Origin of the sequence: Chryseobacterium taklimakanense (assembly GCF_900187185.1) — a bacterium.
Taxonomy (GTDB): Bacteria; Bacteroidota; Bacteroidia; order Flavobacteriales; family Weeksellaceae; genus Planobacterium; species Planobacterium taklimakanense.
Genome location: NZ_LT906465.1, coordinates 642,148 through 666,028, shown reverse-complemented (window position 1 = coordinate 666,028; position 23,881 = coordinate 642,148). Strand labels below are relative to the sequence as shown.

The window sequence follows — 23,881 nt, the reverse complement described above, 5'->3', positions numbered from 1 at the left end:
ATTAAGGTGTAAGGTTCAATAATTTTTAATAGTTCAATCGTTTATTATTACAAGGTGTATCATTTCCATTTCATAACGTACGACCCAACGGCTTCACGACTCACATCCTCAAACCCTTAATCCATTTCCCTATATTCCTTTATTTTTTCCTGAATTTCCCCGATAATCACTTCATTATCAATCGTGGATGGAATTTGGAATTCCTTGCCGTCATATTTAATTGGCAATATAGTATAAATTTTAATTTAAAATCTCGTTCACAATTATTTATTAAGCGAAAATTTATATCTTTGCAGCCAATGAATGCAACGAATCCTTTAGACGATTTATCATTCGGCGGCAATGCCGATATCGACAATATTTATTTTATCTAACGAAGTCTTATTGGCTTCGTTTTTTTTATATTAAAACCTACCTATTATGCTCACAATTAGCGACCTGGCGCCGGAAACCATCAAAGAGCTGTTGAACGATGCCGATGCTTTTGCAAACGGAAAAATTTCAAAAGCAAAATCCGAAATTTTTGTTTCCAACTTATTTTATGAAAACAGTACGCGTACCAAAACTAGTTTTGATATTGCTGAAAGGAAACTGGGTTTGCAGGTTGTGCCGTTTGATGTGAGTACAAGCTCTGTAAATAAAGGAGAGAGCCTCTACGATACCGTAAAAACTTTGGAAGCTTTGGGTGTTAATCTTGTTGTGATTCGCCATTTCCAGGATGCATATTATAAGGAGCTCGAAAGCATAGATTTGCCGGTAATCAACGGCGGCGACGGAAAAGGTTCCCATCCGACACAAACAGTGCTCGATCTGTTGACGATCTATCAGGAATTTGGAAAATTTGAAGGTTTGAAGATCGGTATTGTAGGCGACGTAAAACACTCGCGCGTCGCCAATTCCAATGCGGAGGCATTGAGAAAACTGGGTGCGAAAGTTTATTTTTCAGGGCCTTCCGAATGGTTTGACGAAGGAGCGATCATCAACGGAACTTTTGTTGCACTCGACGATTTGGTGAAAGAAGTAGATGTTTTAATTTTACTGAGGATCCAGCACGAACGCCACGGCGAGAAAATGCAGATTTCTCTGGGTAAATACCACAAAAAATATGGTTTAACCAAAGAACGCGAAAAAGCGATGAAACCCGAAGCGATTATCATGCACCCGGCACCCATCAACCGCGGCGTGGAAATCGACAGCGATTTGGTGGAATGTGAAAGATCCAGAATCTTTAAAGCAATGGAAAACGGCGTTTTCGCGAGAATGGCGATTCTGAAACATGCTCTGGAAAGTAAGGGATTTGAGTTTGAATAGAGCCAAGACGGGATAACCGCGAGAGCCAAGGCCCCAAACTCAATTAAAATTGCCGAAAGAATTGAATCTGTTAAATCTGGATAATGCCGGCAAACTGCTGTCTGATTTAATTGAAATACAGAAAATGATTTATACTTTTAAAAATAAATTGCAGTCGTAGACGTGAGTCTCAAATCCGGTTCCGGAGTCTGGAATCTTAATTCCTGATTCTCGGATCTCGGCTCTCGGTTCTCGGTTCTTGACTCTAGAATCTAAAAAATGAAGAAAAAATTAATATTGGAGTCCGGTGAAGTTTTTCACGGAACAGGTTTCGGAACGAATGCCGATACGGAAGGAGAAGTGGTTTTCAACACAGGAATGACCGGTTATCAGGAACTGCTTTCGGATCCGTCCTATGCAGGGCAAATCGTTTGTATGACGTATCCGCTGATCGGAAATTACGGCATCAACCGCGACGATTATGAAAGCATTGAACCGGCTATAAAAGGTTTAATTGTAAAAGAAATCTGCGACCTTCCATCCAATTTCCGATCGCTGCTTTCACTGGATGAATTCTTTAAAGCCAAAAATCTCAGCGGGATTTCAGGAATCGATACGCGACGCCTGACCAGACTAATCCGCGATAAAGGGACTGTCAAGGGAAAAATCGTCAATGCAGAAGCAGATGAAAAAACTGTTGTGGAAGAACTTTCATCCATAACATTTCCTACAGACCAGGTCATTAACGTTTCCACGAAAAGCAGTTATGCAAGTCCGGGACGCGGTTTCAAAGTAGTTTTGGTCGATTTCGGTTCAAAAAACGGAATTCTGCGCGAGCTCAACCAGCGCGATTGCGATGTAACGGTTGTTTCACAAAATGTAACTGCTCAGGATATTATGCTTATGGCACCAGACGGCGTGATGCTTTCCAACGGTCCCGGCGATCCTCAAGATGTGCCGCACGCTCAGGAAATGATTCGCGGAATTCTGGGGAAAGTTCCGATTTTTGGGATTTGCCTTGGCCACCAGTTGATTTCTCTGGCTTGCGGCGCGAAAACTTATAAACTGAAATTCGGCCACCGCGGTGGAAATCATCCTGTTTTGGAATTAAAATCAAACAAAGTCGCGATTACTTCACAAAATCACGGTTATGCAGTGGATCAGGAAAGTTTGAAAAATACCGACCTCGAAGAAACCCACATCGCTTTGAACGACCGTACCAACGAAGGTGTCCGTCACAAAATTCATCCTTGTTTCTCTGTGCAATATCACCCGGAGGCAAGCCCCGGCCCGGAAGATGCGAATTATTTGTTTGATGAGTTTATTGATATGATGGAAAAATTTAAGAGCCAAGAGCCTAGAACCAAGAATCAAGACTATGCATAATTTCGAGAAATTAATTTTTTGGCAGAAATCAATTGTTCTGGCAAAGAATATCTATTTGATATGCCAAAATATTTCTGCCGATGAAAAATTCGGACTTATTTCTCAAATGAAAAGAAGTGTTGTATCAATTCCTTCAAATATTGCTGAAGGAAGTGGACGAAACAATAATAAAGAATTCAATCATTTTCTGGCAATTGCTTTGGGGTCAGCTTTTGAACTTCAGACACAGCTAATTTTAGCAAAAGACTTAGAACTTATTAAGGATGATTTAGCAAGTGAAATTCTTGCTGATTTGCTGGAAATTCAGAAAATGATTTATAGTTTCAAGCAGAAATTAAATTCTTGAATCTCGGCTCTAGCATCTAAACAAAATAAAAGTCTAGAATCTCGGTTCTCGGCTCTAGCATCTAAACAAAATAAAAGTCTAGAATCTCGGTTCTCGGCTCTAGCATCTAAAAATAATACAGTCTTGAATCTCGGTTCTCGGCTCTAGCATCTAAAAATAATACAGTCTAGAATCTCGGTTCTCGGCTCTCGAATCTAAAAATAATACAGTCTAGAATCTCGGTTCTCGGCTCTCGAATCTAAAAATAATACAGTCTAGAATCTCGGTTCTCGGCTCTCGAATCTAAATAAAAAATGAAAAGAACAGATATAAAAACCATCCTCGTTATCGGTTCCGGTCCCATCATCATCGGACAGGCCGCAGAATTTGATTATTCGGGGACGCAGGCTTGCCTTTCACTGAAGGAAGAAGGCTACCGCGTGATTCTCATCAACTCCAATCCGGCTACGATTATGACGGATGTGGAAATCGCTGATAAAGTGTATATAGAACCGATCTCGCTTCAGTTTGTAAGTCATATCATTCGTAAAGAAAGGCCTGATGCGCTTTTACCGACTTTGGGCGGACAAACGGGACTGAATATGGCCGTGGAATTGGAAAAATCGGGAATTCTGGAAGAGTGCAATGTGGAAGTTTTGGGAACAAAACTTTCGGCCATCAACCAGGCTGAAGACCGGGACCTTTTCCGTGAACTGATGCACGAACTCAATGAACCTGTTCCGGAATCCGACATTGTGAACACCGTGGAAGGCGCGCTGAAGTTTGCCGAAGAAATCGGTTATCCGGTGATTGTTCGCCCCGCTTTTACGATGGGCGGAACCGGTGGCGGAATCGCAAATGATGAAACCCAACTGAAAGAAATTGCCGAACTCGGCCTGAAATATTCGCCGGTAACGCAGTGTTTGATTGAAAAATCCATCGCCGGTTTCAAGGAAATTGAATACGAAGTGATGCGCGACGCTAATGACAACGCCATCGTGGTTTGCAATATGGAAAACATCGATCCGGTGGGCATTCACACCGGAGATTCCATCGTGGTGGCGCCTTCGCAAACACTTTCAGACCGGGAATATCAGTTGCTGCGAAATGCTTCTTTGAAAATCATTCGCGCACTGGGAATCGAGGGTGGCTGCAACGTACAGTTGGCCCTGGATCCGCATTCTTTCAATTATTATATCATCGAAGTAAATCCAAGGGTTTCGCGTTCATCGGCGTTGGCGAGTAAGGCGACCGGTTATCCGATTGCAAAAATCGCTGCAAAAATTGCCGTTGGTTTGACTTTGGACGAAATCATGAATCCGGTTACAGGAAAGACTTACGCGTGTTTCGAACCGGCTCTGGATTATGTGGTGACCAAGTTTCCGCGTTTTCCTTTCGATAAATTTGAAACCGCAGACCGCCGGCTTTCAACCCAAATGAAAGCAACGGGCGAAGTGATGGCCATCGGTAGAAATTTTGAGGAATCTCTGCAAAAAGCGATCCGTTCACTGGAAACGGGCATCCGCCATTTAGGTTTAAAGAAAAAACAGGCCGATGCGCTTTTTGCCGATCCTGCTGAAGTGGAACGCAAAATAAAAGTGGCCGACGACGAAAGACTTTTCATCATCGGTGATGCCTTGAGGCGCGGTTACGACTGGGAACAACTCGTGGAATGGAGCAAAATTGACAAATTTTTCATTTGGAAAATGAAGAAACTGGTCGATTTTGAAAAAACGATTTCGGAGAATAAATTTAACAACGAAATTTTACTCGAAGCCAAAAAACTGGGATTTTCCGACGTAAACATCGGCTATCTTTGGGGAATCACCAACCGCGAAGTTTTTGAAATCCGCAAGCAGAACGGTATAATGCCGGTTTACAAAATGGTCGATACCTGCGCTGCGGAATTTGAAAGTGAGACGCCGTATTTCTATGGAACTTACGAGGACGAGAACGAAAGCGTGGTCTCAGGCAAAGAAAAGATCATCGTTTTGGGTTCCGGGCCAATCAGAATCGGACAGGGTGTAGAGTTTGATTATGCCACAGTGCACTCGGTTTGGGCGATTCAGGAGATGGGTTACGAGGCGATTATCATCAATAATAATCCTGAAACGGTCTCCACGGATTTCTCGGTTTCAGATAAACTTTATTTCGAACCGTTGACCGAAGAAGATGTGATGAACATCATCGAACTGGAAAAACCAAAAGGCGTGATCGTACAGTTTGGCGGACAAACTGCGATTAATTTGGCGGATAAACTGGCTGCGCACGGCGTTCAGATCTTGGGAACTTCGCTGGAAGATCTGGACAGAGCCGAAAACCGCGATAAATTTGAAAAAGCACTTCAGGAACTGGGAATTCCGCAACCGAAAGGGCAGACCTCCTACTCCAAAGAAGGCGCAATCGGCATTGCCAATGAAATAGGTTATCCGGTTTTGGTTCGCCCGAGTTATGTGTTGGGCGGTCGCGCGATGGAAATTGTTTACAACGAGGAAGAACTTTCGCACTATATGGAACATGCGGTGGAAGTGGATCCGGAAAAACCGGTTTTGGTCGACAAATACATGACCGGAAAAGAGGTGGAAGTGGATGCGATCTGCGACGGCGAAACCGTGGTCATTCCCGGAATTATGGAGCATATCGAAAGGGCCGGCGTTCACTCCGGTGACTCGATTGCGGTGTATCCGCCACAGAATATCAATGAAAAATGCATGGAGCAGTTAGTAGATTATACCCAAAAATTGGCTAAAGGTCTCAATGTGATTGGTTTGATGAATATTCAATACGTTTTATTTGAAAACCAGGTTTATGTGATTGAGGTGAATCCGCGCTCATCAAGAACGGTGCCTTTCCTTTCAAAAATCACGGATGTTCCGATGGCTAATCTGGCTACCAAAGCCATTCTCGGAGCCAAACTGAAAGATCTCGGTCATGAAAACGGACTGGTTCCTGAAAAAGACGGTGTTTTCGTTAAAGTTCCGGTTTTCTCATTCTCAAAACTCACGAAAGTCGATATTTCCTTAGGCCCGGAAATGAAATCCACCGGCGAAGTGATGGGCAAAGATTCCACGCTGGAAAAAGCCCTGTACAAAGGCCTCATTGGTGCCGGAAGAAAAGTGCCGACTCACGGTTCAATTCTCTTTACCGTTGCTGATAAGCACAAGGATGAAGCCGCTGCTTTGGCCCGCAGATTCCACCAAACAGGGTTCCGGATTTGGGCAACCGAAGGCACGGCAAAACATTTCGAGGAAAAAGGAATTCCGTGCAAGATCGGTTATAAAATCGGGGAGGAAGATGTGAATCTGATCGACCTGATCCAAAAAGGAAAAGTGCAGTACGTCGTAAACACAATGACCAAAGGAAAACAGGCTGAGCGGGACGGTTTCCAGATCCGCAGAATGTCGGTGGAAAACGGCGTTCCGTGTCTGACATCGATGGATACTGTGGAAGCTATTTTGAAGGTGGTGGAAAGTATGAATTTCCAGATGGATGCGATGTGATGCTGTACGATGGAAAATAATAAAGAAGCCGTCTCACAACTGGTGAAAACGGCTTTTTTTTGCGTTTTATCCCGACCTCCTGATGCAAAGAGGTTTTTCGTTTAGACGATTCTCGGCCTGCATCATTTGGTTTTTAACACAATTTTTTTTAATTTATTTTTCAAATTGTTTAGGTGCTGGCACCACATTTTCCACAGGTTTTATCGACTTCAAATAAGCAAAAATAGCCCGCAAATCTTCATCTTTCATTTCGGTATAATTGAGCCATGGCATAGGTGGTAAAAGCGGCCTGCCGTTCTCCTGTCCTTTGTATTTTCCTTGGGTAATCGCGGTTTTGAACTGTTCAAAAGTCCAGCTTCCAATTCCGGTTTCATCCGGTGTGATATTGGCGGCGAAGGAGACTCCCCAAGGTCCGGCGGCGGCCGTCATATCCGGGCTCATCTGTGCAAAACCTTTCTGGGTTCTTTCTTTATCAAATTCAGGTATGGCGTTCTTGCCCTGAAAACCTGAGAGGAGAAGTTCTTCAATCAGTTCCGGACCTTTCGGTCCCATTTTCTTGGGCGTGTGGCAATCGTTGCAGCCGGTGATGGTGACGAGGTATTCACCTTTTTTAACCAGTGAGGCAGAATCCTGTACTGCAAATGGTTTTTGATCCGGGTCGGGAGTAGAGGTTTTCTGGCAAGAAATTAAAAATATAGCTGAAAAGGCGGCGGATATAGATAATGCTTTCATGATTTTTTTTTTAAGGAAAGAAAATCCCGGTTGCAACCCCGAGATTCTCTTCTGAAAAATTATTAACTGTATGAACTATGAAACTAATTAAAAATTAAACTGTTTACTCCAACTTGCTCCATCTGCTGAGAGATTTATTGTCTCATTAACTTCTACATTTCCATTTTTCTCAATCTTGTAAGATCCCGTGATAGCACCACCATAGTTGATGATCTGTCCTCCCGCTGCTAAAGCAAGTACTTTAAAATTTGTTTCCAGAACGTAGGTTTTGGTACTACCTGTAAAATTGGTTTCGTTTAGGCCTACACCTATCTGCCCGTTCTGTGTTACTCCGTTGATCTTCCACACCGAGGTGGTAGCCGCAGCATCCGATGCAGCACAGCTTAAACTTACATAATCATTAGCATCTACACCATTCAGGGTTATGGTGATTTTATACATATCTCCATCCTTAGCTGAACCGCCGCCATCATCATCTCTGCTGCAGGAGGAAATTCCAAACACAAGGCCTACAGCCAATAGAAGCATCATGCTTCTCAACACGATTTTTTTGTACATTGTTTTCATAAATTTATTTTTAATTGTTATTCCTTTTTTTTCCTATAAGATTTCACATTAAAGAACATTTTTCTGTGCTTCTAAATAGAATTCACCGTTTGTGATACTAACCGTCTGCCCAGTTTCGTAATTTTTTCCAACAAATTCAAAAGTTCCTCTCACTTTATTATCCTTAAATTCGGTTATAATCATTTGTCCTGAATGCTTGGGATAAATTTTACTGCTGTTGTTTACATCTTCGCCGTATTGTGCACTGGTCCGTGGGTCGTCTTCGGCAAGAGAATAGGTTCCCACACCTGTGAATTCATTAAGAGAAAATGATAGCATTTCAAAATTTTTTCCGTTGAGGTTAGTTGAAACAACCATAAGTTGAGTAAAATTCTTTTGAGTATCTCCCACTACAGCCTGATAATCTGTCAGGAAGCTTCGTGTTTGGGAGATATCTCCCTTTTTTAGGTTTCCGTTCACCTTCATCCGGATAAAATAACCGCCTGATCCGCCGCCTTCATCTCTGCATGACGAGAGGTAGAAAACAAGACCAAGTGCCAGGTATAGAAGTACGGATCTCATAACTTCAACGTTACCAGGCCATCTTCCATTTCGGTAATATTCTGGCTGGTGTACACGCCGTTAGCTTTTGCATTTATTTTACGCATTAGGTTTTGGGTATCGCCTTGGTGAATGACTGTAATCGTAGATCTCCCACTGCTGTATTTCATTTTAGAGGAGGTTACACCGTCTGTATTTTCTAAAAGGTCATTCAGTTTCTGCAATTTTTCCATCTCCATGCCGGAGACGGTTATTACCGTTTTGTTCGCTCCATTTGTATCAGTGAGGGAAGCTGTTGAGTTTTCTTTTTTCTTGCCAAGCATTCCTGCTAGTTTTCCTCCTGTTTTTCCTGCCCTGTCTGCTGCGTTTGCAGCTCTGTCCACCTTGTAGGTGGCACTTTCTACCTTTCCGGCGAGCCTGTCTATTTTATCGAAGATACTTTGTGCTTTCGCATTTGCCGTGGATGCAGCTGTAAATATTATTGCTGCTAATACTGCGTTTTTCATAATGTGTGATTTTAAAAGTTTACTTATTTCGATTGTTTCTCTGTTTACAAATTTTGACCATCTGGGTTCAGGTTTCAATCGCTGCAAATCAGTATTTTTTTCTACTTATTTTTTGGTAGTTTTAAAATTTATAACCAATACCTGCCTGCAGAAAACTCATGGTCAATTTCTCGTCATTTGCGGGGTTTTTAATCATGTTGGAGAGGCCGAGGCTGTATCTTGCCTCTATGTACACGCTTTTGAAGGCCCTGTAATCTATGCCGAACTGCACGCCAAATTCTGAAGACTTAAGGTTATCGTCCAGGTATTTTTTGGTTTCTTTTTCAAGTTCTTTCAGCTCTTCATCGGTTACCCCAATATCTCCTGAAGTTTTAAACTTTACATTGTTGCTTATTTTTGAAGATAAATAACCTCCCGCAAGAACTCCCAGCTCATAGGTTACGTCATATTTTAGCGAAACAGGAACCACCAGCCGGTGTAGGTGGTTTTTCTGCTTTACTGTAACACTAGCATTTTCGGAAATAGTCTGGCTGCCCAAATTGGCGTAGATTGCCTCTACCTGCGTTGCTAATTTTTCGCTCCAGCGTTTTTCTGCGATAAGTCCGGCGTAGTATCCGGATTTTGGTTCAAAATTTTGATTGGCTCCTTCAACATTTGAGTTGAAGTTTGAGTAGGTATAGCCGGCTTTTAGTCCAAATCTGGTCTGCTGGCTGTACATTCCGGAAAAGATTATTCCGGCAGACAGTAATAAGATTTTTCGAATCATAGCTTTGTTGTTTTTATAAGTTATTTTATGTTCTGTTCAACGTCTTTGTTTATTTTCACGGTCGCAGTTTCATATTCCATAGGGGAGCAGTGCTGAGTACTTTTTCGTAAATCGTTAAAGTTTAATGTCGACGGTTGTTCCGTCTTCCTTTACGGTCACAATCTTTGATTCTACTTTTGAATCCAGATAATTGTAATTATAGCCTTGATAAATGGGTTCCGAACGCATATGATTACCGTATCCGTTGTAATAATCTGTACGGCCTACCTGAACATAGTCCAGACCAGTTCCTACATAGGTGAAGTTGGTTTCGATATAATATTTGCCGGGCTTCATTTGCGGAAAGCTGAATTTTCCACCGCGCCCCACTTTCGCTTCCAAACGGTGGCTGAAAGCGTCTTTCGACAGTACGGCAACGTACTTTCTGCTCTGTGCGTACCGGTCTCTCAATTTTAGATATTCCTTAAAATATTCGGTGTAGGGAAAAAGCATCACTACAGTTCCTTCCGGAGCGAGGTGTTTGGTTCCTGTAACGTCCATTCCGATGATGACGTTCAGATAATTTTTTCTGATGTTGTTGTCAGTATATTCACGGGCAACGGCCGTTCCGTTGATTGTAGATTTTCCCAGTGCCAGCATTTCTTTGGCTTCAGCGCTGTTGAACTGCACTTTTTCCGGCATCACCTCTTTACGGTTATCCGTCTGTGCACTCACCCACGTCGCAGCTGCCAGTATTATCAGGGGCGTCAGCAGTTTTTTCAAAAGTGTCATTTTTTAAGGGGGTTTAATAACCCAAAAATGAGAAACCGTTTTGGGTAATGCCACGCCTCTAATTCAGTATTTTTTTCTACTTGTTTTTAGGTATTTTTTTGATATTCATCTCTTTTTATTTTTGATTAACTTTAAATCAAATTAATACTGGTGATGTGCAGGGTTCTCATTTTTAGTGTGCTAGTCCTATTTAACCTCGTATATGCGCAGAAAACCGACAGCCTGCTGCGTGTTGCTGCCATAGAGAAAGATCCGGTTAAAAAAGCGGAAGTTTATCTGAAGTTGGTTATGTTCACCGCACAAAGAGATTCGGTTAAGGCTCTTTCTTATCTGAAAAAGGCGGAAGAGCTAACCCCCAAAAACCATAAAGTAGGGCAGGCACGCCTACAAAATTCATGGGGTTTCTACGAAATGCCAAAAAATCCGAAAAAGGGAAAAGCACATCATTTGAAAGGATTGGAAATTTTAGGAAACGAAAATTCTGCGGAGGCACAAAATCTGCGCGCTATGCTGTGGACCAATGTAGTAGCCGATGAGCAGCGTATGGGAAATGCGCACGAGGCAATGAAGGTGATGATGAACCACGCGATTCCCGAGTCTAAAAAAGCGGCCGACAAATCTTTTCTCGCAAACAATTATCTTACAGCGGCAATCATTTTCTACAACGACGAAAATTTGGACAAGGCCGTACAATATGCGGAACACGCCATCAATACAGCGAACCAGAAGGGGAATTCCGCTCAGGCAAAGAGTGTTGCGGAAACAGCGCAACTAATGTCTGCAGAAATATTTTTGAAAAAAGAAGACTATCCCAATGCAAAACGCAGACTGGATCTGATGCAAAAATCCTTAGCCGTAAATAACAATCCCGATTTCCATAATGAACTGCTGCACCTACAAAGTGTTTATTTTCTATATACGGGCAATGCAGCTGAATCTTTAAAAAAAGCTTCGGAAGGCTTGAGCTTGGCAGAAAAAAGTCAAAACCCCTACCATCTCACTCGCCTCACCTTTATGAAATCGAAGGCACAGGCAAATTTGGGACTTTATAGCGAAGCTTCTGCAACGCTGAAAAAACTTTTACAAAATAGAGTTTATGTACAGAACCATGCCGACAACCTTGCCACTATTTATGACGAGCTGTGGATGCTCGAGGAAAAACAGGGGAAGTTTAGAGATGCATTTCATTACGCCAAAAAAAGAATTGCCGTTTCAGACAGCATGAAAATTATTGGCCAAAACGAAGCCATCAACGAGATGGAAACCAAGTTCCGCACAGCCGAAAAAGAAAAACAGCTGGCGGTTCAGGAGCTTGAAATCAACAAAAAAAACCAGTATATGCGGACATTTATTATTACAACACTTGTTTTTTTAGGTGCGGGTGTGTTCACTTATTTTTATTTCCGCAACAAGAAAAAACTTTCGGAACAGCGCGAAATCAATCTTCAGCAAAAACTGAAAGAAAAAGAACAGGCGGAACAGCTGAAAGTTACCAAAGCTATTCTGGATGGGGAAGAACGCGAGCGCGAAAGAGTTGCAAAAGACCTCCACGACGGGCTTGGCGGTATGCTGGCCGGTGTGAAAATCAATCTCTCCACCTGGAGCAGTAATCATCTGGAAGAAAACCAATATGAAAGTTTTCACAAAATTCTGAACCAGCTGGATTCCTCAGTTTCCGAACTTCGCCGTGTTGCCCGAAATCTAATGCCGGAATCTTTGCTAAATTTCGGACTCGAAATCGCCCTGAAAGATCTCTGCGAATTTTATATGAAAGACGGCTTAACCATCGATTTTCAGGCGATTAACATTCAGAAAAATCTGCCGCTGAATTTGCAGGTAAACATTTACAGAATCGTGCAGGAACTGCTGAACAACGCTGTCAAGCATTCCAACGCCGATAATATATTGGTGCAGTGCTCGCAGAACGTTGAAGAGTTCTACATTACGGTGGAAGACAACGGAAAAGGCATCACCGAAAGTGAAATGAGCAAAGTGAAAAGTCTCGGTTTGAAAAACCTGCAAAACCGGGTCGATTTTCTGAAAGGTAAAATGGATATCCAGAGTATTCAGAATGAAGGAACCACCATAAATATTGAAGTAAAAACCGGCGCAGTAGCGTAGAAATCATGAAGAATCTATTTTGGTTGCTGCTTTTTCTTGTTCCCTGCGTTTTTCCGGCGCAGGAAAGAGACAGTTTGGAAACCCTGGTGAAAAAGGAGAAAAATGCGTTAAAAAAGGCCGATCTGCTTCTGGAAATTGCCAATTACCTCTCTGATATTGATACTGTGGAAGCTATTTCCTACATCAAAAAAGCCCAGAAACTAATTCCTGAGAACAATAAGTATTTAAAGGGAAAAGTTCAGTTTACCTTTGGGCAGCAGTTTTTTGGGATTGAAGTTGATAGAGCCCAGTATTTTTATAAGAGAGCCATTGATATTCTAAAAGATCAGCAACACAAAGAAGCATTGATTCTTACCGCCAGAGCCTGGCATAACTATGGAACAATGGAGGATTATAAGGATAATTCTGATGAATTTCTTTCGATAATATTAACGAAGTCAATTCCATTGGCAATAAAAGCCGGGAGAAATGATTTACAGGCTCAGTATCTTAATGACATTGGTGCTGAGATGTACGACCGAAAACAATACAAAAAATCAATCGATTATTACGATCAATCTCTGAAGATTATTGAAAAAGAGCCCGCCAACTATATTAACAGTCAGCGTAAAATTGAAATTAATACAAATGCCGCGCAATCTTATTTATATATGAATAATGGGCCTAAGGCCAAAGTTTATCTTTTAAATGCGGAGAAGGTATTGGAAAAATATCCTGACAATCCAATGTCAGTACCGTTTTATCTGGTTTATGCTAAATATTTTCAACTGTATAAGAATTATGAGAATTCTCTAGAGCAGTTAAACAAAGGTTTGAAACAGAAAATAGTACTTCCACATGATTATTTTGGACTTATTTATCAAAAAGCCTTTACTCTTAGGAATTTAAATAGGTCGGAAGAAGGAATAAAGGTTTTAAAATCAGTGATGGACAATCGCAATTTGATGTCAATGAAACTCAATGCACAAATTCTTCATAATGAAATGTCATTACTGTATGCAGATGTTGGCGATTACAAAAACGCTTACCACCATCAATTAGAAACCAAATCCTTAAGCGACAGTCTGCTGGCTGAGGAACGGAATTCGAAAGCGCTGATGATGGAAACCAAATTCCGTACGGCTGAAAAAGAAAAACAGATTGCTAAAAATGAGCTGGAAATCAACAAAAAGAACCAGTATATGTGGATGCTGGGATTCGCAGCATTGCTTTTTCTAAGTTGGGGAATTTACATCTATAACCATCTGAAAAATAAAAGAAAAATTGCCGAACAGCGAGAAATCAACCTGCAGCAACAGCTTAAGGAAAAAGAACAGACGGAACAGCTGAAAGTTACCAAAGCTATTCTGGATGGGGAAGAACGCGAGCGCGAACGCGTGGCCAAAGACCTCCACGACGGGCTTGGCGGTATGCTGGCCGGTGTGAAAATCAATCTCTCCACCTGGAGCAGTAATCATTTGGAAGAAAACCAATATGAAAGTTTTCACAAAATTCTGAACCAGCTGGATTCCTCAGTTTCCGAACTTCGCCGTGTTGCCCGAAATCTGATGCCGGAATCTTTGCTGAATTTCGGGCTGGAAATCGCACTGAAAGATCTTTGTGAATTTTATATGAAAGACGGTTTAACCATCGATTTTCAGGCGATTAACATTCAGAAAAATCTGCCGCTGAATTTGCAGGTAAACATTTACAGAATCGTGCAGGAACTGCTGAACAATGCTGTGAAACATTCGGGGGCAGACAATATTCTGGTGCAGTGCTCGCAGAACGCCGAGGAATTTTATATCACGGTGGAAGATAACGGCAAAGGCATCACCGAAAGTGAAATGAGCAAAGTGAAAAGTCTCGGTTTGAAAAACCTGCAGAACCGGGTCGATTTCCTCAAAGGTAAAATGGAAATCCAGTCCGCAGAAAACCAGGGAACCTCCGTTAATATAGAAATCAACACCCATGTCGCATAACATCAGCATCGTCATCGTCGACGACCATCCCATCGTTATTCAGGGTCTGAAAATGATGCTTGAAAATGAAAAATTTTTTAGTATTGTCGCTACTTTTAACGATGGTGCCGGAATTCGGAATTTCATTAAAACCAATGAAGCGGATATTGTGCTGCTGGATATTACACTGCCCGATTCCAACGGTATAGAACTCTGCGCGGAAATTAAGAAAATTTCGCCCAAAACATCGGTTATTATGCTCAGTAACCGTTCAGAAAGAAGCATCATCATGCAGTGTATTCAAAACGGAGCCAGCGGTTATCTGCTGAAGAATGCTACTATTGAGGAACTTCACGGCTGCATACGTGGCGCGCTTTCGGGCAACATAGTTTTCTGCAACGAAGTGAAGGAAATCATCAGTAAACCGTGTCAACGTGAACTTTCGGGTATTCCCCGCCTTACCAAACGGGAAAAGGAGATCCTGAAACTTTTAACCGAGGGAAAAACCAGCATCGCCATCGCCGAAGAACTTTTTTTAAGCCCGCTCACCGTTGATACCCACCGCAAAAACATCATCCACAAATTTCAGGTGAAAAATGTAGCCGAACTCATCAGTGTGGCAAAACAGAATAATATAGTTTGAACTATTAGGGTTTCTCAGATGCAAATTTTGAGTTATCTTTAGCAAAAATAATTTTATGAAAAGACTCCTTATTACAGCCTTGTTCGCCATTTCCGTTTCCGCTTATTCCCAATGGACTCTCCCGGCAGCAAGTCCAAGAGCCACGGTTGAACAGCAGTTTTCAATGTCAAAAATCACGGTAGATTACGGAAGACCGGGTGTGAAAGGCAGAAAAGTTTTCGGTGATCTGGTTCCGTACGGTAAAGTTTGGCGCGCCGGTGCGAATTCTTCCACAAAAATTGAATTTCGCCAGTCGATTAATTTCGGTGGAGTGACGGTTCCGGCCGGGAAATATGGGCTCTACATCCTGCCGAACGAGAAAGACTGGAAAATCATCCTGAACAGCGATTCGCAAAGTTGGGGAACGGCTTATGATGCCAGCAAAGATTTATATTCCGTGGTTGTACCGGTGCAAAAAATGGCCGACAGACAGGAGTTTTTTGAGATTGCTTTGCAGCCGCTGGATGACAACGCAATTGACTTGGTTTTCAAATGGGACAATGTAAAAGCTGTCGTTCCCATGAAGACCGGCAATCCTGAAAATGTTGCGAAAATTGTTGACAAACTAAAAGAAATCAGGGAATTGGAGCGTAGCGCAGCAGCGAAAAAATAGAATACTTTATTTATAGCACATCAATAGGAGCGGGCTTTAGCCCGCTTTCAGTTTTGAAAAAAAGAACATGGCTCCAGCCAAATCCCCAAAATGGTTGTTAATTTTTCGGTTGTTGAATATTTTTAATACCGATAACTTTGAACAATAAATCTTAAACCGTGACCCTTTCCCCACAAATAATGTACAAAGCGTCCTGCGACAAAAACCCCGAATTCGAGGGTGTTTTTTGGATGGGCGTGAAAACCACCGGAATTTTTTGCCGCCCAACCTGCACCGCCCGTAAACCGAAATTTGAAAACGTGGAATTTTTCACCAATACCAAAGACGCGATGCTTAAAGGTTACCGCCCATGCAAAGTTTGCAAGCCACTGGAAAATCCGGATCAAACACCTGTAGAAATTCAAAAATTATTAAATGAATTGTCTGAAAATCCGGGGTTGAAATTCAAAGATTATGATCTGGTGAAGCGTGGTCTGGAGCCGGCAACAGTCCGCCGCTGGTTTCAGAAACACCACGGGATGACTTTTCAGGCGTTCCAGCGGATGCACAAACTGAATTCGGCCTTCAAAAAACTGAGTTCCGGGGAAAATGTAACGGAAACGGCTTTCAACAGCGGTTATGAGAGTTTGAGCGGCTTCAATGACAGCTTTAAAAACATCTTCGGCGTTTCGCCAACAAATTCAAAACACGAAAAAGTAGTCGACCTGAAACGCATCGAAACCCCGCTCGGAACGATGATAGCCTGCGCCGATGAAAACGGCATCTGTATGCTGGAATTTTCCGACCGCAAGGCGCTCCCGACCGAACTGAAAGAAATCTCAAAGCATTTTAATGCCAATATTATTCAGGGAGAAAATCCGCATTTCAGGACTTTGGAAAGCGAACTGGCGGAATATTTTGAGGGTAAAAGAAAAGAATTTACGGTACCTCTGTCGCCGGTGGGAACGGAATTTCAGAAAAGCGTCTGGGAAGTTTTGCGCAAAATCCCGTACGGAACTACGCGCAGCTACCTGGAGCAGGCTCAGATTTTAGGAAACCCGCAAGCCGTTCGCGCTGTTGCCAACGCCAATGGCCTCAACAAGATTTCCATCATCATCCCGTGTCACCGCGTAATTGGGAAAAATGGAAAACTCATCGGCTATGGGGGCGGAATCTGGCGCAAACAGAAACTTTTGGAGCTGGAAAAAGCGATTCTTTTTAGGTGAAAATTGAATGTTCAGAATAGAAAACTTTCTTAATTTAGCTAAGTTTTCTTCAGAGCATTCATAATCCAACCCTACAACTCAAAACTTAAGAAATGAATTTCCTTCAGCCCACCCTCGAAAACGACAAAGTAATCCTGCATCCACTACAGGAATCTGATTTTGAACGGCTTTATGAAGTGGCTTCGGATCCGCTGGTTTGGGAAATGCATCCCAACAAAAACCGCTATGAACGGGACGTTTTCCGTAATTTTTTTGAAGGGGCGATGTCTAGCGGAGGTGCTTTTTTAATAATCGAGAAAGAAAGTGGCGAAGTGGCAGGAAGCACACGTTTTTACAGTTGGGACCAAGATGAAGGTTCGATTTTTATTGGCTATACCTTTTACGGCAGGAAATTTTGGGGCTCGAAACTCAATCCGCAGGTAAAGAAAATGATGCTGGATTATATTTTTGATTATGTGGATCTGGTGAAATTCCACGTCGGTGCTGAAAATTGGCGGTCCCGTAGGGCGATGGAAAGATTGGGCGCAGAAAATAAAGGCGAAATTGTAATCCCGTACCACGGCGAACCCGACCGCAATAACATAGAATACTGGATCCGGAAAGAGGACTGGAAAAAAAGAGAGGCATAAAGTCTCTTTTTTTGTAAACTAAATGTTTCTCAATAATAAAAGATCGGAAAATTCTCAGTGAAAATGAACTGAGTTTATCCTTTTCAGGAAATTTGGCCGTTGCGGTATTTCATTACAACTTGAAAAGATTTTGCCGGATTAGCATGCAAATTTTTTTATTTACCGAATAGTTTTTATCTTTAAAAGCGAACCAAGAAATTAAAAATGGCAAAAAAAGACAAAGATTTCGGTATTGAAAAATCACTCAAAAAATTAGGAATTAAATCAGAAAACAAAGGCGTTTCCAGCGGCGGAAAATATTTCGCAGGCGGCAGCGTGATTGAAAGCTATTCCCCAACAGACGGAAACCTAATCGCAAAAGTGAAATCCGGCAACGAAGAGGATTACGAGAAAGTTGTAGAAACCGCAAAACAGGCATTCCTGGAATTTCGCCAAATGCCCGCTCCGAAGAGGGGAGAACTGGTGCGCCAGTTTGGGATGAAGCTGCGTGAGTACAAGGAAGATCTGGGAAAACTGGTGTCGTACGAAATGGGGAAATCCTTGCAGGAAGGCCTGGGCGAAGTGCAGGAAATGATAGACATCTGTGATTTTGCAGTGGGGCTTTCGCGCCAGCTTCATGGTTATACAATGCATTCGGAAAGGCCTTTGCACCGCATGTACGAGCAGTATCACCCGCTTGGGATTGTGGGTATTATTTCCGCGTTCAATTTTCCGGTGGCAGTTTGGAGCTGGAATACGGCTTTGTCGTGGATCTGCGGCAATGTCACCATCTGGAAACCTTCTGAAAAAACACCGCTTTGCGCGATTGCGTGCCAGAATATCATTGCAGAAGTTTTAAAGGAAAATAATTTACCGCTGGGCATTTCGGGCATGATCGTCGGCGATCACACCATTGGCGAAAAAATGGTGGCAGACAGAAATGTCGCTTTGGTTTCCTTCACCGGTTCTACAAGAGTCGGAAGAATAGTTGGCGTAAAAGTGGCCGAACGTTTCGGGAAATCTATTCTTGAACTGGGCGGAAACAACGCGATCATCATCACTGAAAATGCAGATCTGGACATGTCGGTTATCGGTGCGGTATTCGGAGCCGTAGGAACTGCAGGGCAAAGATGTACATCCACCAGAAGACTCATCATTCACGAAAGTGTTTATGATGAAGTGAAAAACCGCCTGGTACAGGCGTATGGTCAATTGAAAATAGGAAATCCTTTGGACGAAAAAAATCACGTTGGCCCCCTAATAGACGTTGATGCAGTAAAACAGTACGAAGCTGCAATAGAAAAATGCAAAAAAGAAGGCGGTACGTTTGTGGTAGAAGGTGAAGTGCTTTCGGGGAAAGATTACAAATCGGGCTGCTACGTAAAACCGTGCATTGCCGAAGTGGAAAATTCTTACGAAATCGTGCAGAACGAGACCTTTGCACCGATTTTATATTTAATGAAATACAGAACTTTGGATGAAGCCATCGCAATGCAGAACGACGTTCCTCAGGGGCTTTCTTCTGCGATTATGACGCAAAATCTTCGCGAAGCCGAACTCTTTCTTTCTCACGCCGGCTCCGACTGTGGCATTGCAAACGTGAATATCGGAACTTCCGGTGCGGAAATCGGTGGCGCTTTCGGTGGAGAAAAGGAAACAGGCGGCGGCAGGGAATCAGGCTCCGATGTCTGGAAATATTATATGAGACGCCAGACCAATACCATCAATTACAGCACCGCATTGCCACTTGCACAAGGAATTAAATTCGACCTTAGCGGAAAGAAAGAAAATGAAGTGGACGCGGTGTAAAACTCAGCCTTAACCTAATCTCATCAAATTTAACCTCAAAATCAAACTTATCAATATGAATGCTTCAATCGAATCACATCCTGAAATTACCAACAAAGTAAAAGCCACGCTGTCGCGCCATATCCTTGCCGACGGTTTCGACTTCGTTATGGATCTTGAAAAATCCCATGGCTCGTGGATCCATGACAAAATTTCAGGAAAAGATTACCTCGATATGTTTTCGATGTTTGCTTCGGCGTCCATCGGCTACAATCACCCGTATCTGGTACAGCATACTGACTGGCTTGGAAAAATGGCCATTAACAAACCGACTTTGGCGGATGTTTATTCCGAAGAATACGCTGATTTTATGGAAGTTTTTGAAAGAGTGGCGATTCCGGAGCATCTCCAGTACGCCTTCTTTATTTCGGGTGGAACTTTAGCCGTAGAGAACGCAATGAAAGCCTGTTTCGACTGGAAAACGCGTAAGAATTTTGAAAAAGATTTAAATATTGAAGGGGACATCTGCATCCATTTTCGTCAGGCATTTCACGGAAGAAGCGGTTATACATTAAGTTTAACGAATACTTCCGACCCAAGAAAATATCAGTATTTCCCGAAATTTGACTGGCCAAGAATTATCAATCCGCATTTGAATTTCCCCATTACGGATGAAAATCTGGAGGAAACGATTAAAAATGAAAACCTCGCACTGCTGCACATTCAGGAAGCTATTGTGACGAATCCCGACCGTGTGGCGTGCATCATCATAGAACCCATTCAGGCGGAAGGCGGCGATCACCATTTCCGTGACGAATTTTTTACAGGTTTAAGAAAAATCTGTGATGAAAATGAAGTGCTTTTAATTTTTGATGAAGTACAGACCGGCATTGGTATCACCGGGAAAATGTGGGCTTTCGAGCATTTTACAGCGAAACCGGATATCATTTCTTTTGGTAAGAAAACTCAGGTTTGCGGCGTTTTGGCGAATAAGGAAAAATTTGATGAAATTCCGCAAAACGTGTTCCGAGAAAGCTCCAGAATCAATTCCACTTTTGGCGGGAATTTCATCGATATCATGCGCCTTAAACTGATTCTTGAAGTCATTGAAAACGAAAACCTTGTAGAAAATGCAAGAGTGGTAGGCGACTATCTTTTAAACGGATTGAAAAACTTCGAAGCAAAATATCCTGAGCAGATCTCGGCGGCAAGAGGCCGCGGTTTGATGTGTGCCATCGATCTTCCGACAGGTGAGGTGAGAGACCGCATGCGCGAGGAGCTTTACAAACAGAATGTTATTATCCTTTCCTGTGGCGACCGCTCCATCCGTTTCCGTCCTCACTTGAATGTGAATGTGGAGGAAATACAGATTGTTTTGGATAAGATTGAAGATATTCTGAAAAGAGGATTTTAAACAAAATAGTTTAAAATTTCATAAAATGATAGTAACCGGGCAAATAAGTCCGGTTATTTTTATAAGGCATGCTGTTTAGATTTATTATTATTTATATATTTGATAATTCACTGAAGAAAACGATCTTAATTTAAAATAAATATGTTGAAAAGAGTCCTCATGGTTCTTTCCTTTAGCGCCGTTGTCGGCATCCACGCACAGGTAGGTTACTGGCCAAATGACACTAAGGGAAAAGACAAAAGCGTGTACGCTGTGAAAAACATCACCCTTTACCAGGATTACAAAACCAAAGTTGAAAATGCCGTTTTGGTATTTCAGGAGGGTAAAGTGATCGCTTCTGGAAAAGTGGCGATCCCTAAAGATGCGGTGGTTTTGGATGGTCGCGGATCTTATGTTTATCCTTCATTTATTGATCCTTATGCCAATGTGGGTGTGGAGAAAGCCAAAAGGAACGAGTACAATCCCGGCAGCTTATATCTGCCTGCCGACGCGACTTCCGCAGCGTACAATGACGCAGTGAAAGCAGATACAAGGGCGGTAAATACCTTCACGAACCAGCTGAAGGATTATCAGGATTATCTGAATCAGGGTTTCGGTTCGGTCTTGAGTTTTAATGAAGACGGCATCGTACGCGGCTCAGCCGTTTTAATCGGCCTTGGCGAAGGTTTGGCCACTGATAAAATCCTGAAGGAAGACGCTGCGTTTTTGCTTTCTTTTAACAAAGGAAGTTCAAAAATGGCTTATCCAACTTCGATGGCTGGCTCTGTCGCGCTGATTCGTCAGGCGTATCTGGATGCGGAATGGTACGCAAAAGGCGGTTCAAATATTCAGAAAAATACAAACCTGGAAGCTTTTAACAAATACAAAAAATTGCCGACCATTATTGAAACTTCAGAAAAATGGGATGTTCTGCGTGCTGATAAGATTGGTGATGAAGCTGGGCAGCAGTTTGTGTTTTTAGGATCTGGAAACGAATATCAGCGGGCTAAAGAGATCAAAGCGACCAATGGGACATTAATTCTTCCTTTGGAATATCCGAAACCTTACCAGATACAGGATGCTTTGGATGTTGAAGATCTGGATGTTGCAGACTTAAAACATTGGGAACTGGCGCCTTACAATGCGGTATTTTTGGCAAAAGAAAAAGTGCCCTTTGCCCTTACGATGTATAAACTGAAGGACAAAGGTTCATTTCTTGAAAAGTTGAGAGATCTGAATAAGAAAGGCCTTTCAAAAGAGGAAATTTTACAGGCGCTGACTGAAAAACCGGCGCAGCTTCTTCAGGCAAATGATCTTGGTAAGCTGACAAAAGGTGCTTATGCTAACTTCATTATGACCTCGGATGATTTATTCAGTAAAGAGTCCGTAATTTACGAAAACTGGGTTCTTGGCAAGCAAAATGTTATCAACAGGATGCCGGAAACTGATGTTCGTGGCGAGTACAAAGTTACGGTCAATAATCAGCCTTATGATTTGAAGATAAAAGGAAAAATCACCAGGCCTGAAGCTGAAATCTCCCAGGGTGATAAAAAGGGTAAAGTAAAGCTGGCTGTAGCCGACTATAAGATAGCTATGGAACTGAAACTTCCGAACGATTCGCTGCAAAATTACCGCGTGATTTATCCAATCACGGATTTTAAGAGCAGAAACGGATTTGCGGTGAACAAAGACGGAAACAATGTGCCATTCAGCATAAATTATGTTAAAGGTTTTGAACCTGAGGCTAAAAGACAAGTTCCTGACAAAACTGACGAACCGGGCAAAATTTGGTATCCGTTTTCAGCTTTTGGAAGTGAAACGCTGCCGGTGCAACAAGATTATTTGATAAAAAACGCCACTGTATGGACCAATACATCAAAAGGTATTGTAAAAAACCTTGATGTAAAAGTTTCTAAAGGGAAAATCGTACAGGTTGGTGAAAATCTTTCATCCTCTGGCGCAACGGTGATCAATGGGGCAAATATGCACCTTACCAACGGAATTTTTGATGAGCATACACACATTGGCCTCTCACGAGGAGTGAATGAAGCTGGCTCCAACAATTCTGCTGAAGTGAGGATGAGTGATGCGCTCAATCCGGATGACGTCAATTTCTACCGTCAGTTGGCGGGAGGTGTTACTTCCGCTCAGCAGCTCCACGGGTCGGCAAATCCGGTGGGAGGGCAGTCATCGGTTGTCAAGTTTAAATGGGGCGAGAATATGGAGAACATGAGGTTCCCCGATGCGAAAGGCTACATCAAATTTGCTTTGGGTGAAAACGTGAAACAGAGTAACTGGGGCAATAATCCGAACCGCTTTCCGCAATCGAGAGGCGGTGTAGAGCAGGCTTTTGATTTTTGGTTTACCAGAGCGCAGGAATATCAGAAAGAAAAGGCGGGCAATAAAAATTATAGAAAAGACCTTCGTCTCGAAACAATGGCAGAAATTCTGAATGCTCAGCGCTTTATCACGTGCCACTCTTATGTTCAGAGCGAAATCAATATGCTGATGAACGTTGCGGACAGATTTAATTTTAAGGTGCAGACGTTTACCCATATTCTTGAAGGGTACAAAGTTGCTGATAAAATGAAAGCTCACGGCGTGAATGCATCTACATTTTCCGACTGGTGGGCGTACAAAGAAGAAGTTCGTGAGGCCATTCCTTACAACGCAGCGCTTTTGCTTCAGGCAGGGGTTAACACAGCGATTAATTCCGATGACGCTGAAATGGCGAGAAGGCTGAATCAGGAAGCCGGAAAAGCCGTGAAATACGGTAATGTTCCGCAGGAAGAGGCCTGGAAAATGGTAACGCTGAATCCGGCAAAAATGATGCAGGTTGACCATAGAGTAGGCTCAATAGAGACTGGCAAAGATGCCGATTTGGTACTTTGGACCGATAATCCTTTGAGTATTTATGCTAAGGTTGACAAGACTTTCGTTGACGGGATCCTTTACTATGACGCTTCAACCCAAGCTATGAAAGACAGGATGGTAAAAGATGAAAAGAACCGCCTGATCCAGAAAATGCTCTTCTCAGATGATTCGAAAAAAGGAAATACACAGGCTGTAAACAGGGAAGTAAAAGTGCTTTACCACTGTGACACCTTAGAAGGCGAGGAGCATAACCACGAACACTAAAATTTATTTC

At 42.5% G+C, this 23,881-nt stretch carries 19 protein-coding genes; 13 read left to right on the top strand and 6 right to left on the bottom strand.

Annotated elements, in window-relative coordinates; all coding sequences use genetic code 11:
* The first annotated feature begins 420 nt into the window (after nucleotides 1-420).
* The 4 genes from CKV81_RS03280 (at nucleotide 421) to carB (ending at nucleotide 6,501) form a co-directional block, all read left to right on the top strand.
* Nucleotides 421-1,311, top strand: coding sequence for an aspartate carbamoyltransferase catalytic subunit (locus CKV81_RS03280; protein WP_095070377.1), 891 nt, complete (start codon nucleotides 421-423; stop codon nucleotides 1,309-1,311).
* A gap of 258 nt (nucleotides 1,312-1,569) precedes the next feature.
* The gene (locus tag CKV81_RS03275) at nucleotides 1,570-2,676 is read left to right on the top strand and encodes a carbamoyl phosphate synthase small subunit (protein WP_095070372.1); all 1,107 of its coding nucleotides are present in this window, start codon (nucleotides 1,570-1,572) and stop codon (nucleotides 2,674-2,676) included.
* Nucleotides 2,669-3,022 (top strand): four helix bundle protein, encoded by a 354-nt coding sequence (locus tag CKV81_RS03270; protein ID WP_095070369.1) that lies wholly within the window; start codon nucleotides 2,669-2,671, stop codon nucleotides 3,020-3,022. The genes CKV81_RS03275 and CKV81_RS03270 overlap by 8 nt, the downstream gene beginning before the upstream one ends.
* 293 nt (nucleotides 3,023-3,315) lie before the next feature.
* Nucleotides 3,316-6,501 carry a carbamoyl-phosphate synthase large subunit gene (carB, locus tag CKV81_RS03265; RefSeq protein WP_095070366.1) on the top strand — a complete coding sequence of 1,062 codons (3,186 nt, stop codon included), beginning with the start codon at nucleotides 3,316-3,318 and terminating at the stop codon, nucleotides 6,499-6,501.
* A 153-nt stretch (nucleotides 6,502-6,654) separates the two neighbouring features.
* Here the strand turns inward: carB and CKV81_RS03260 are convergent, their stop codons facing one another.
* From CKV81_RS03260 to CKV81_RS03235, 6 genes are all read right to left on the bottom strand, one after another.
* A complete protein-coding gene (locus CKV81_RS03260; RefSeq protein WP_095074192.1) occupies nucleotides 6,655-7,233 on the bottom strand; it encodes a c-type cytochrome in 579 nt (192 codons plus the stop codon).
* A gap of 87 nt (nucleotides 7,234-7,320) precedes the next feature.
* Nucleotides 7,321-7,800, bottom strand: coding sequence for a hypothetical protein (locus CKV81_RS03255; protein WP_157727357.1), 480 nt, complete (start codon nucleotides 7,798-7,800; stop codon nucleotides 7,321-7,323).
* 48 nt (nucleotides 7,801-7,848) lie between these two features.
* Nucleotides 7,849-8,361, bottom strand: a complete 513-nt coding sequence (locus CKV81_RS03250) for a DUF6252 family protein (protein WP_095070357.1) — start codon at nucleotides 8,359-8,361, stop codon at nucleotides 7,849-7,851.
* Entirely contained in the window at nucleotides 8,358-8,846 is a 489-nt protein-coding gene (locus tag CKV81_RS03245) for a hypothetical protein (protein ID WP_157727356.1), read from the bottom strand. The genes CKV81_RS03250 and CKV81_RS03245 overlap by 4 nt, the downstream gene beginning before the upstream one ends.
* Before the next feature lie 121 nt (nucleotides 8,847-8,967).
* A complete protein-coding gene (locus CKV81_RS03240; protein WP_095070353.1) occupies nucleotides 8,968-9,612 on the bottom strand; it encodes a porin family protein in 645 nt (214 codons plus the stop codon).
* A gap of 114 nt (nucleotides 9,613-9,726) precedes the next feature.
* A complete protein-coding gene (locus tag CKV81_RS03235) occupies nucleotides 9,727-10,383 on the bottom strand; it encodes a hypothetical protein (protein ID WP_095070351.1) in 657 nt (218 codons plus the stop codon).
* Nucleotides 10,384-10,560: 177 nt separating this feature from the next.
* On the opposite strand from CKV81_RS03235, the gene CKV81_RS03230 reads away from it, so the two are divergent.
* From CKV81_RS03230 to CKV81_RS03190, 9 genes are all read left to right on the top strand, one after another.
* Nucleotides 10,561-12,504: a sensor histidine kinase gene (locus tag CKV81_RS03230; protein ID WP_169842765.1), complete on the top strand. Its 1,944-nt coding sequence runs from the start codon at nucleotides 10,561-10,563 to the stop codon at nucleotides 12,502-12,504.
* Nucleotides 12,505-12,509: 5 nt separating this feature from the next.
* Complete coding sequence (locus tag CKV81_RS03225; RefSeq protein WP_095070347.1) at nucleotides 12,510-14,465, top strand: tetratricopeptide repeat-containing sensor histidine kinase; 1,956 nt, start codon at nucleotides 12,510-12,512, stop codon at nucleotides 14,463-14,465.
* On the top strand, nucleotides 14,455-15,087 hold the full coding sequence (locus CKV81_RS03220; RefSeq protein WP_095070345.1) for a response regulator: 633 nt from the start codon (nucleotides 14,455-14,457) through the stop codon (nucleotides 15,085-15,087). Before CKV81_RS03225 ends, CKV81_RS03220 begins: the two co-directional genes overlap by 11 nt.
* Nucleotides 15,088-15,142: 55 nt before the next feature.
* A complete protein-coding gene (locus CKV81_RS03215; protein ID WP_095070343.1) occupies nucleotides 15,143-15,739 on the top strand; it encodes a DUF2911 domain-containing protein in 597 nt (198 codons plus the stop codon).
* Nucleotides 15,740-15,918: 179 nt separating this feature from the next.
* Nucleotides 15,919-16,944 (top strand): bifunctional transcriptional activator/DNA repair enzyme AdaA, encoded by a 1,026-nt coding sequence (locus tag CKV81_RS13650; protein ID WP_095070341.1) that lies wholly within the window; start codon nucleotides 15,919-15,921, stop codon nucleotides 16,942-16,944.
* Nucleotides 16,945-17,036: 92 nt separating this feature from the next.
* On the top strand, nucleotides 17,037-17,573 hold the full coding sequence (locus CKV81_RS03205) for a GNAT family N-acetyltransferase (RefSeq protein WP_095070339.1): 537 nt from the start codon (nucleotides 17,037-17,039) through the stop codon (nucleotides 17,571-17,573).
* 204 nt (nucleotides 17,574-17,777) lie between these two features.
* Nucleotides 17,778-19,361, top strand: coding sequence for an L-piperidine-6-carboxylate dehydrogenase (amaB, locus tag CKV81_RS03200; RefSeq protein WP_095070337.1), 1,584 nt, complete (start codon nucleotides 17,778-17,780; stop codon nucleotides 19,359-19,361).
* Nucleotides 19,362-19,416: 55 nt separating this feature from the next.
* Nucleotides 19,417-20,754: an L-lysine 6-transaminase gene (gene lat / locus CKV81_RS03195; protein WP_095070335.1), complete on the top strand. Its 1,338-nt coding sequence runs from the start codon at nucleotides 19,417-19,419 to the stop codon at nucleotides 20,752-20,754.
* A gap of 141 nt (nucleotides 20,755-20,895) precedes the next feature.
* Entirely contained in the window at nucleotides 20,896-23,871 is a 2,976-nt protein-coding gene (locus CKV81_RS03190) for an amidohydrolase family protein (RefSeq protein ID WP_095070334.1), read from the top strand.
* Nucleotides 23,872-23,881: the final 10 nt, after the last annotated feature.

Excerpts from the sequence above, each read along its gene's own strand:
- CKV81_RS03280 (WP_095070377.1), top strand. The coding sequence starts at position 421 with ATGCTCACAATTAGCGACCTGGCGCCGGAAACCATCAAAGAGCTGTTG.
- CKV81_RS03275 (WP_095070372.1), top strand. The coding sequence starts at position 1,570 with ATGAAGAAAAAATTAATATTGGAGTCCGGTGAAGTTTTTCACGGAACA.
- CKV81_RS03270 (WP_095070369.1), top strand. The coding sequence starts at position 2,669 with ATGCATAATTTCGAGAAATTAATTTTTTGGCAGAAATCAATTGTTCTG.
- carB (WP_095070366.1), top strand. The coding sequence starts at position 3,316 with ATGAAAAGAACAGATATAAAAACCATCCTCGTTATCGGTTCCGGTCCC.
- CKV81_RS03260 (WP_095074192.1), bottom strand. The coding sequence starts at position 7,233 with ATGAAAGCATTATCTATATCCGCCGCCTTTTCAGCTATATTTTTAATT.
- CKV81_RS03255 (WP_157727357.1), bottom strand. The coding sequence starts at position 7,800 with ATGAAAACAATGTACAAAAAAATCGTGTTGAGAAGCATGATGCTTCTA.
- CKV81_RS03250 (WP_095070357.1), bottom strand. The coding sequence starts at position 8,361 with ATGAGATCCGTACTTCTATACCTGGCACTTGGTCTTGTTTTCTACCTC.
- CKV81_RS03245 (WP_157727356.1), bottom strand. The coding sequence starts at position 8,846 with ATGAAAAACGCAGTATTAGCAGCAATAATATTTACAGCTGCATCCACG.
- CKV81_RS03240 (WP_095070353.1), bottom strand. The coding sequence starts at position 9,612 with ATGATTCGAAAAATCTTATTACTGTCTGCCGGAATAATCTTTTCCGGA.
- CKV81_RS03235 (WP_095070351.1), bottom strand. The coding sequence starts at position 10,383 with ATGACACTTTTGAAAAAACTGCTGACGCCCCTGATAATACTGGCAGCT.
- CKV81_RS03225 (WP_095070347.1), top strand. The coding sequence starts at position 12,510 with ATGAAGAATCTATTTTGGTTGCTGCTTTTTCTTGTTCCCTGCGTTTTT.
- CKV81_RS03220 (WP_095070345.1), top strand. The coding sequence starts at position 14,455 with ATGTCGCATAACATCAGCATCGTCATCGTCGACGACCATCCCATCGTT.
- CKV81_RS03215 (WP_095070343.1), top strand. The coding sequence starts at position 15,143 with ATGAAAAGACTCCTTATTACAGCCTTGTTCGCCATTTCCGTTTCCGCT.
- CKV81_RS13650 (WP_095070341.1), top strand. The coding sequence starts at position 15,919 with ATGTACAAAGCGTCCTGCGACAAAAACCCCGAATTCGAGGGTGTTTTT.
- CKV81_RS03205 (WP_095070339.1), top strand. The coding sequence starts at position 17,037 with ATGAATTTCCTTCAGCCCACCCTCGAAAACGACAAAGTAATCCTGCAT.
- amaB (WP_095070337.1), top strand. The coding sequence starts at position 17,778 with ATGGCAAAAAAAGACAAAGATTTCGGTATTGAAAAATCACTCAAAAAA.
- lat (WP_095070335.1), top strand. The coding sequence starts at position 19,417 with ATGAATGCTTCAATCGAATCACATCCTGAAATTACCAACAAAGTAAAA.
- CKV81_RS03190 (WP_095070334.1), top strand. The coding sequence starts at position 20,896 with ATGTTGAAAAGAGTCCTCATGGTTCTTTCCTTTAGCGCCGTTGTCGGC.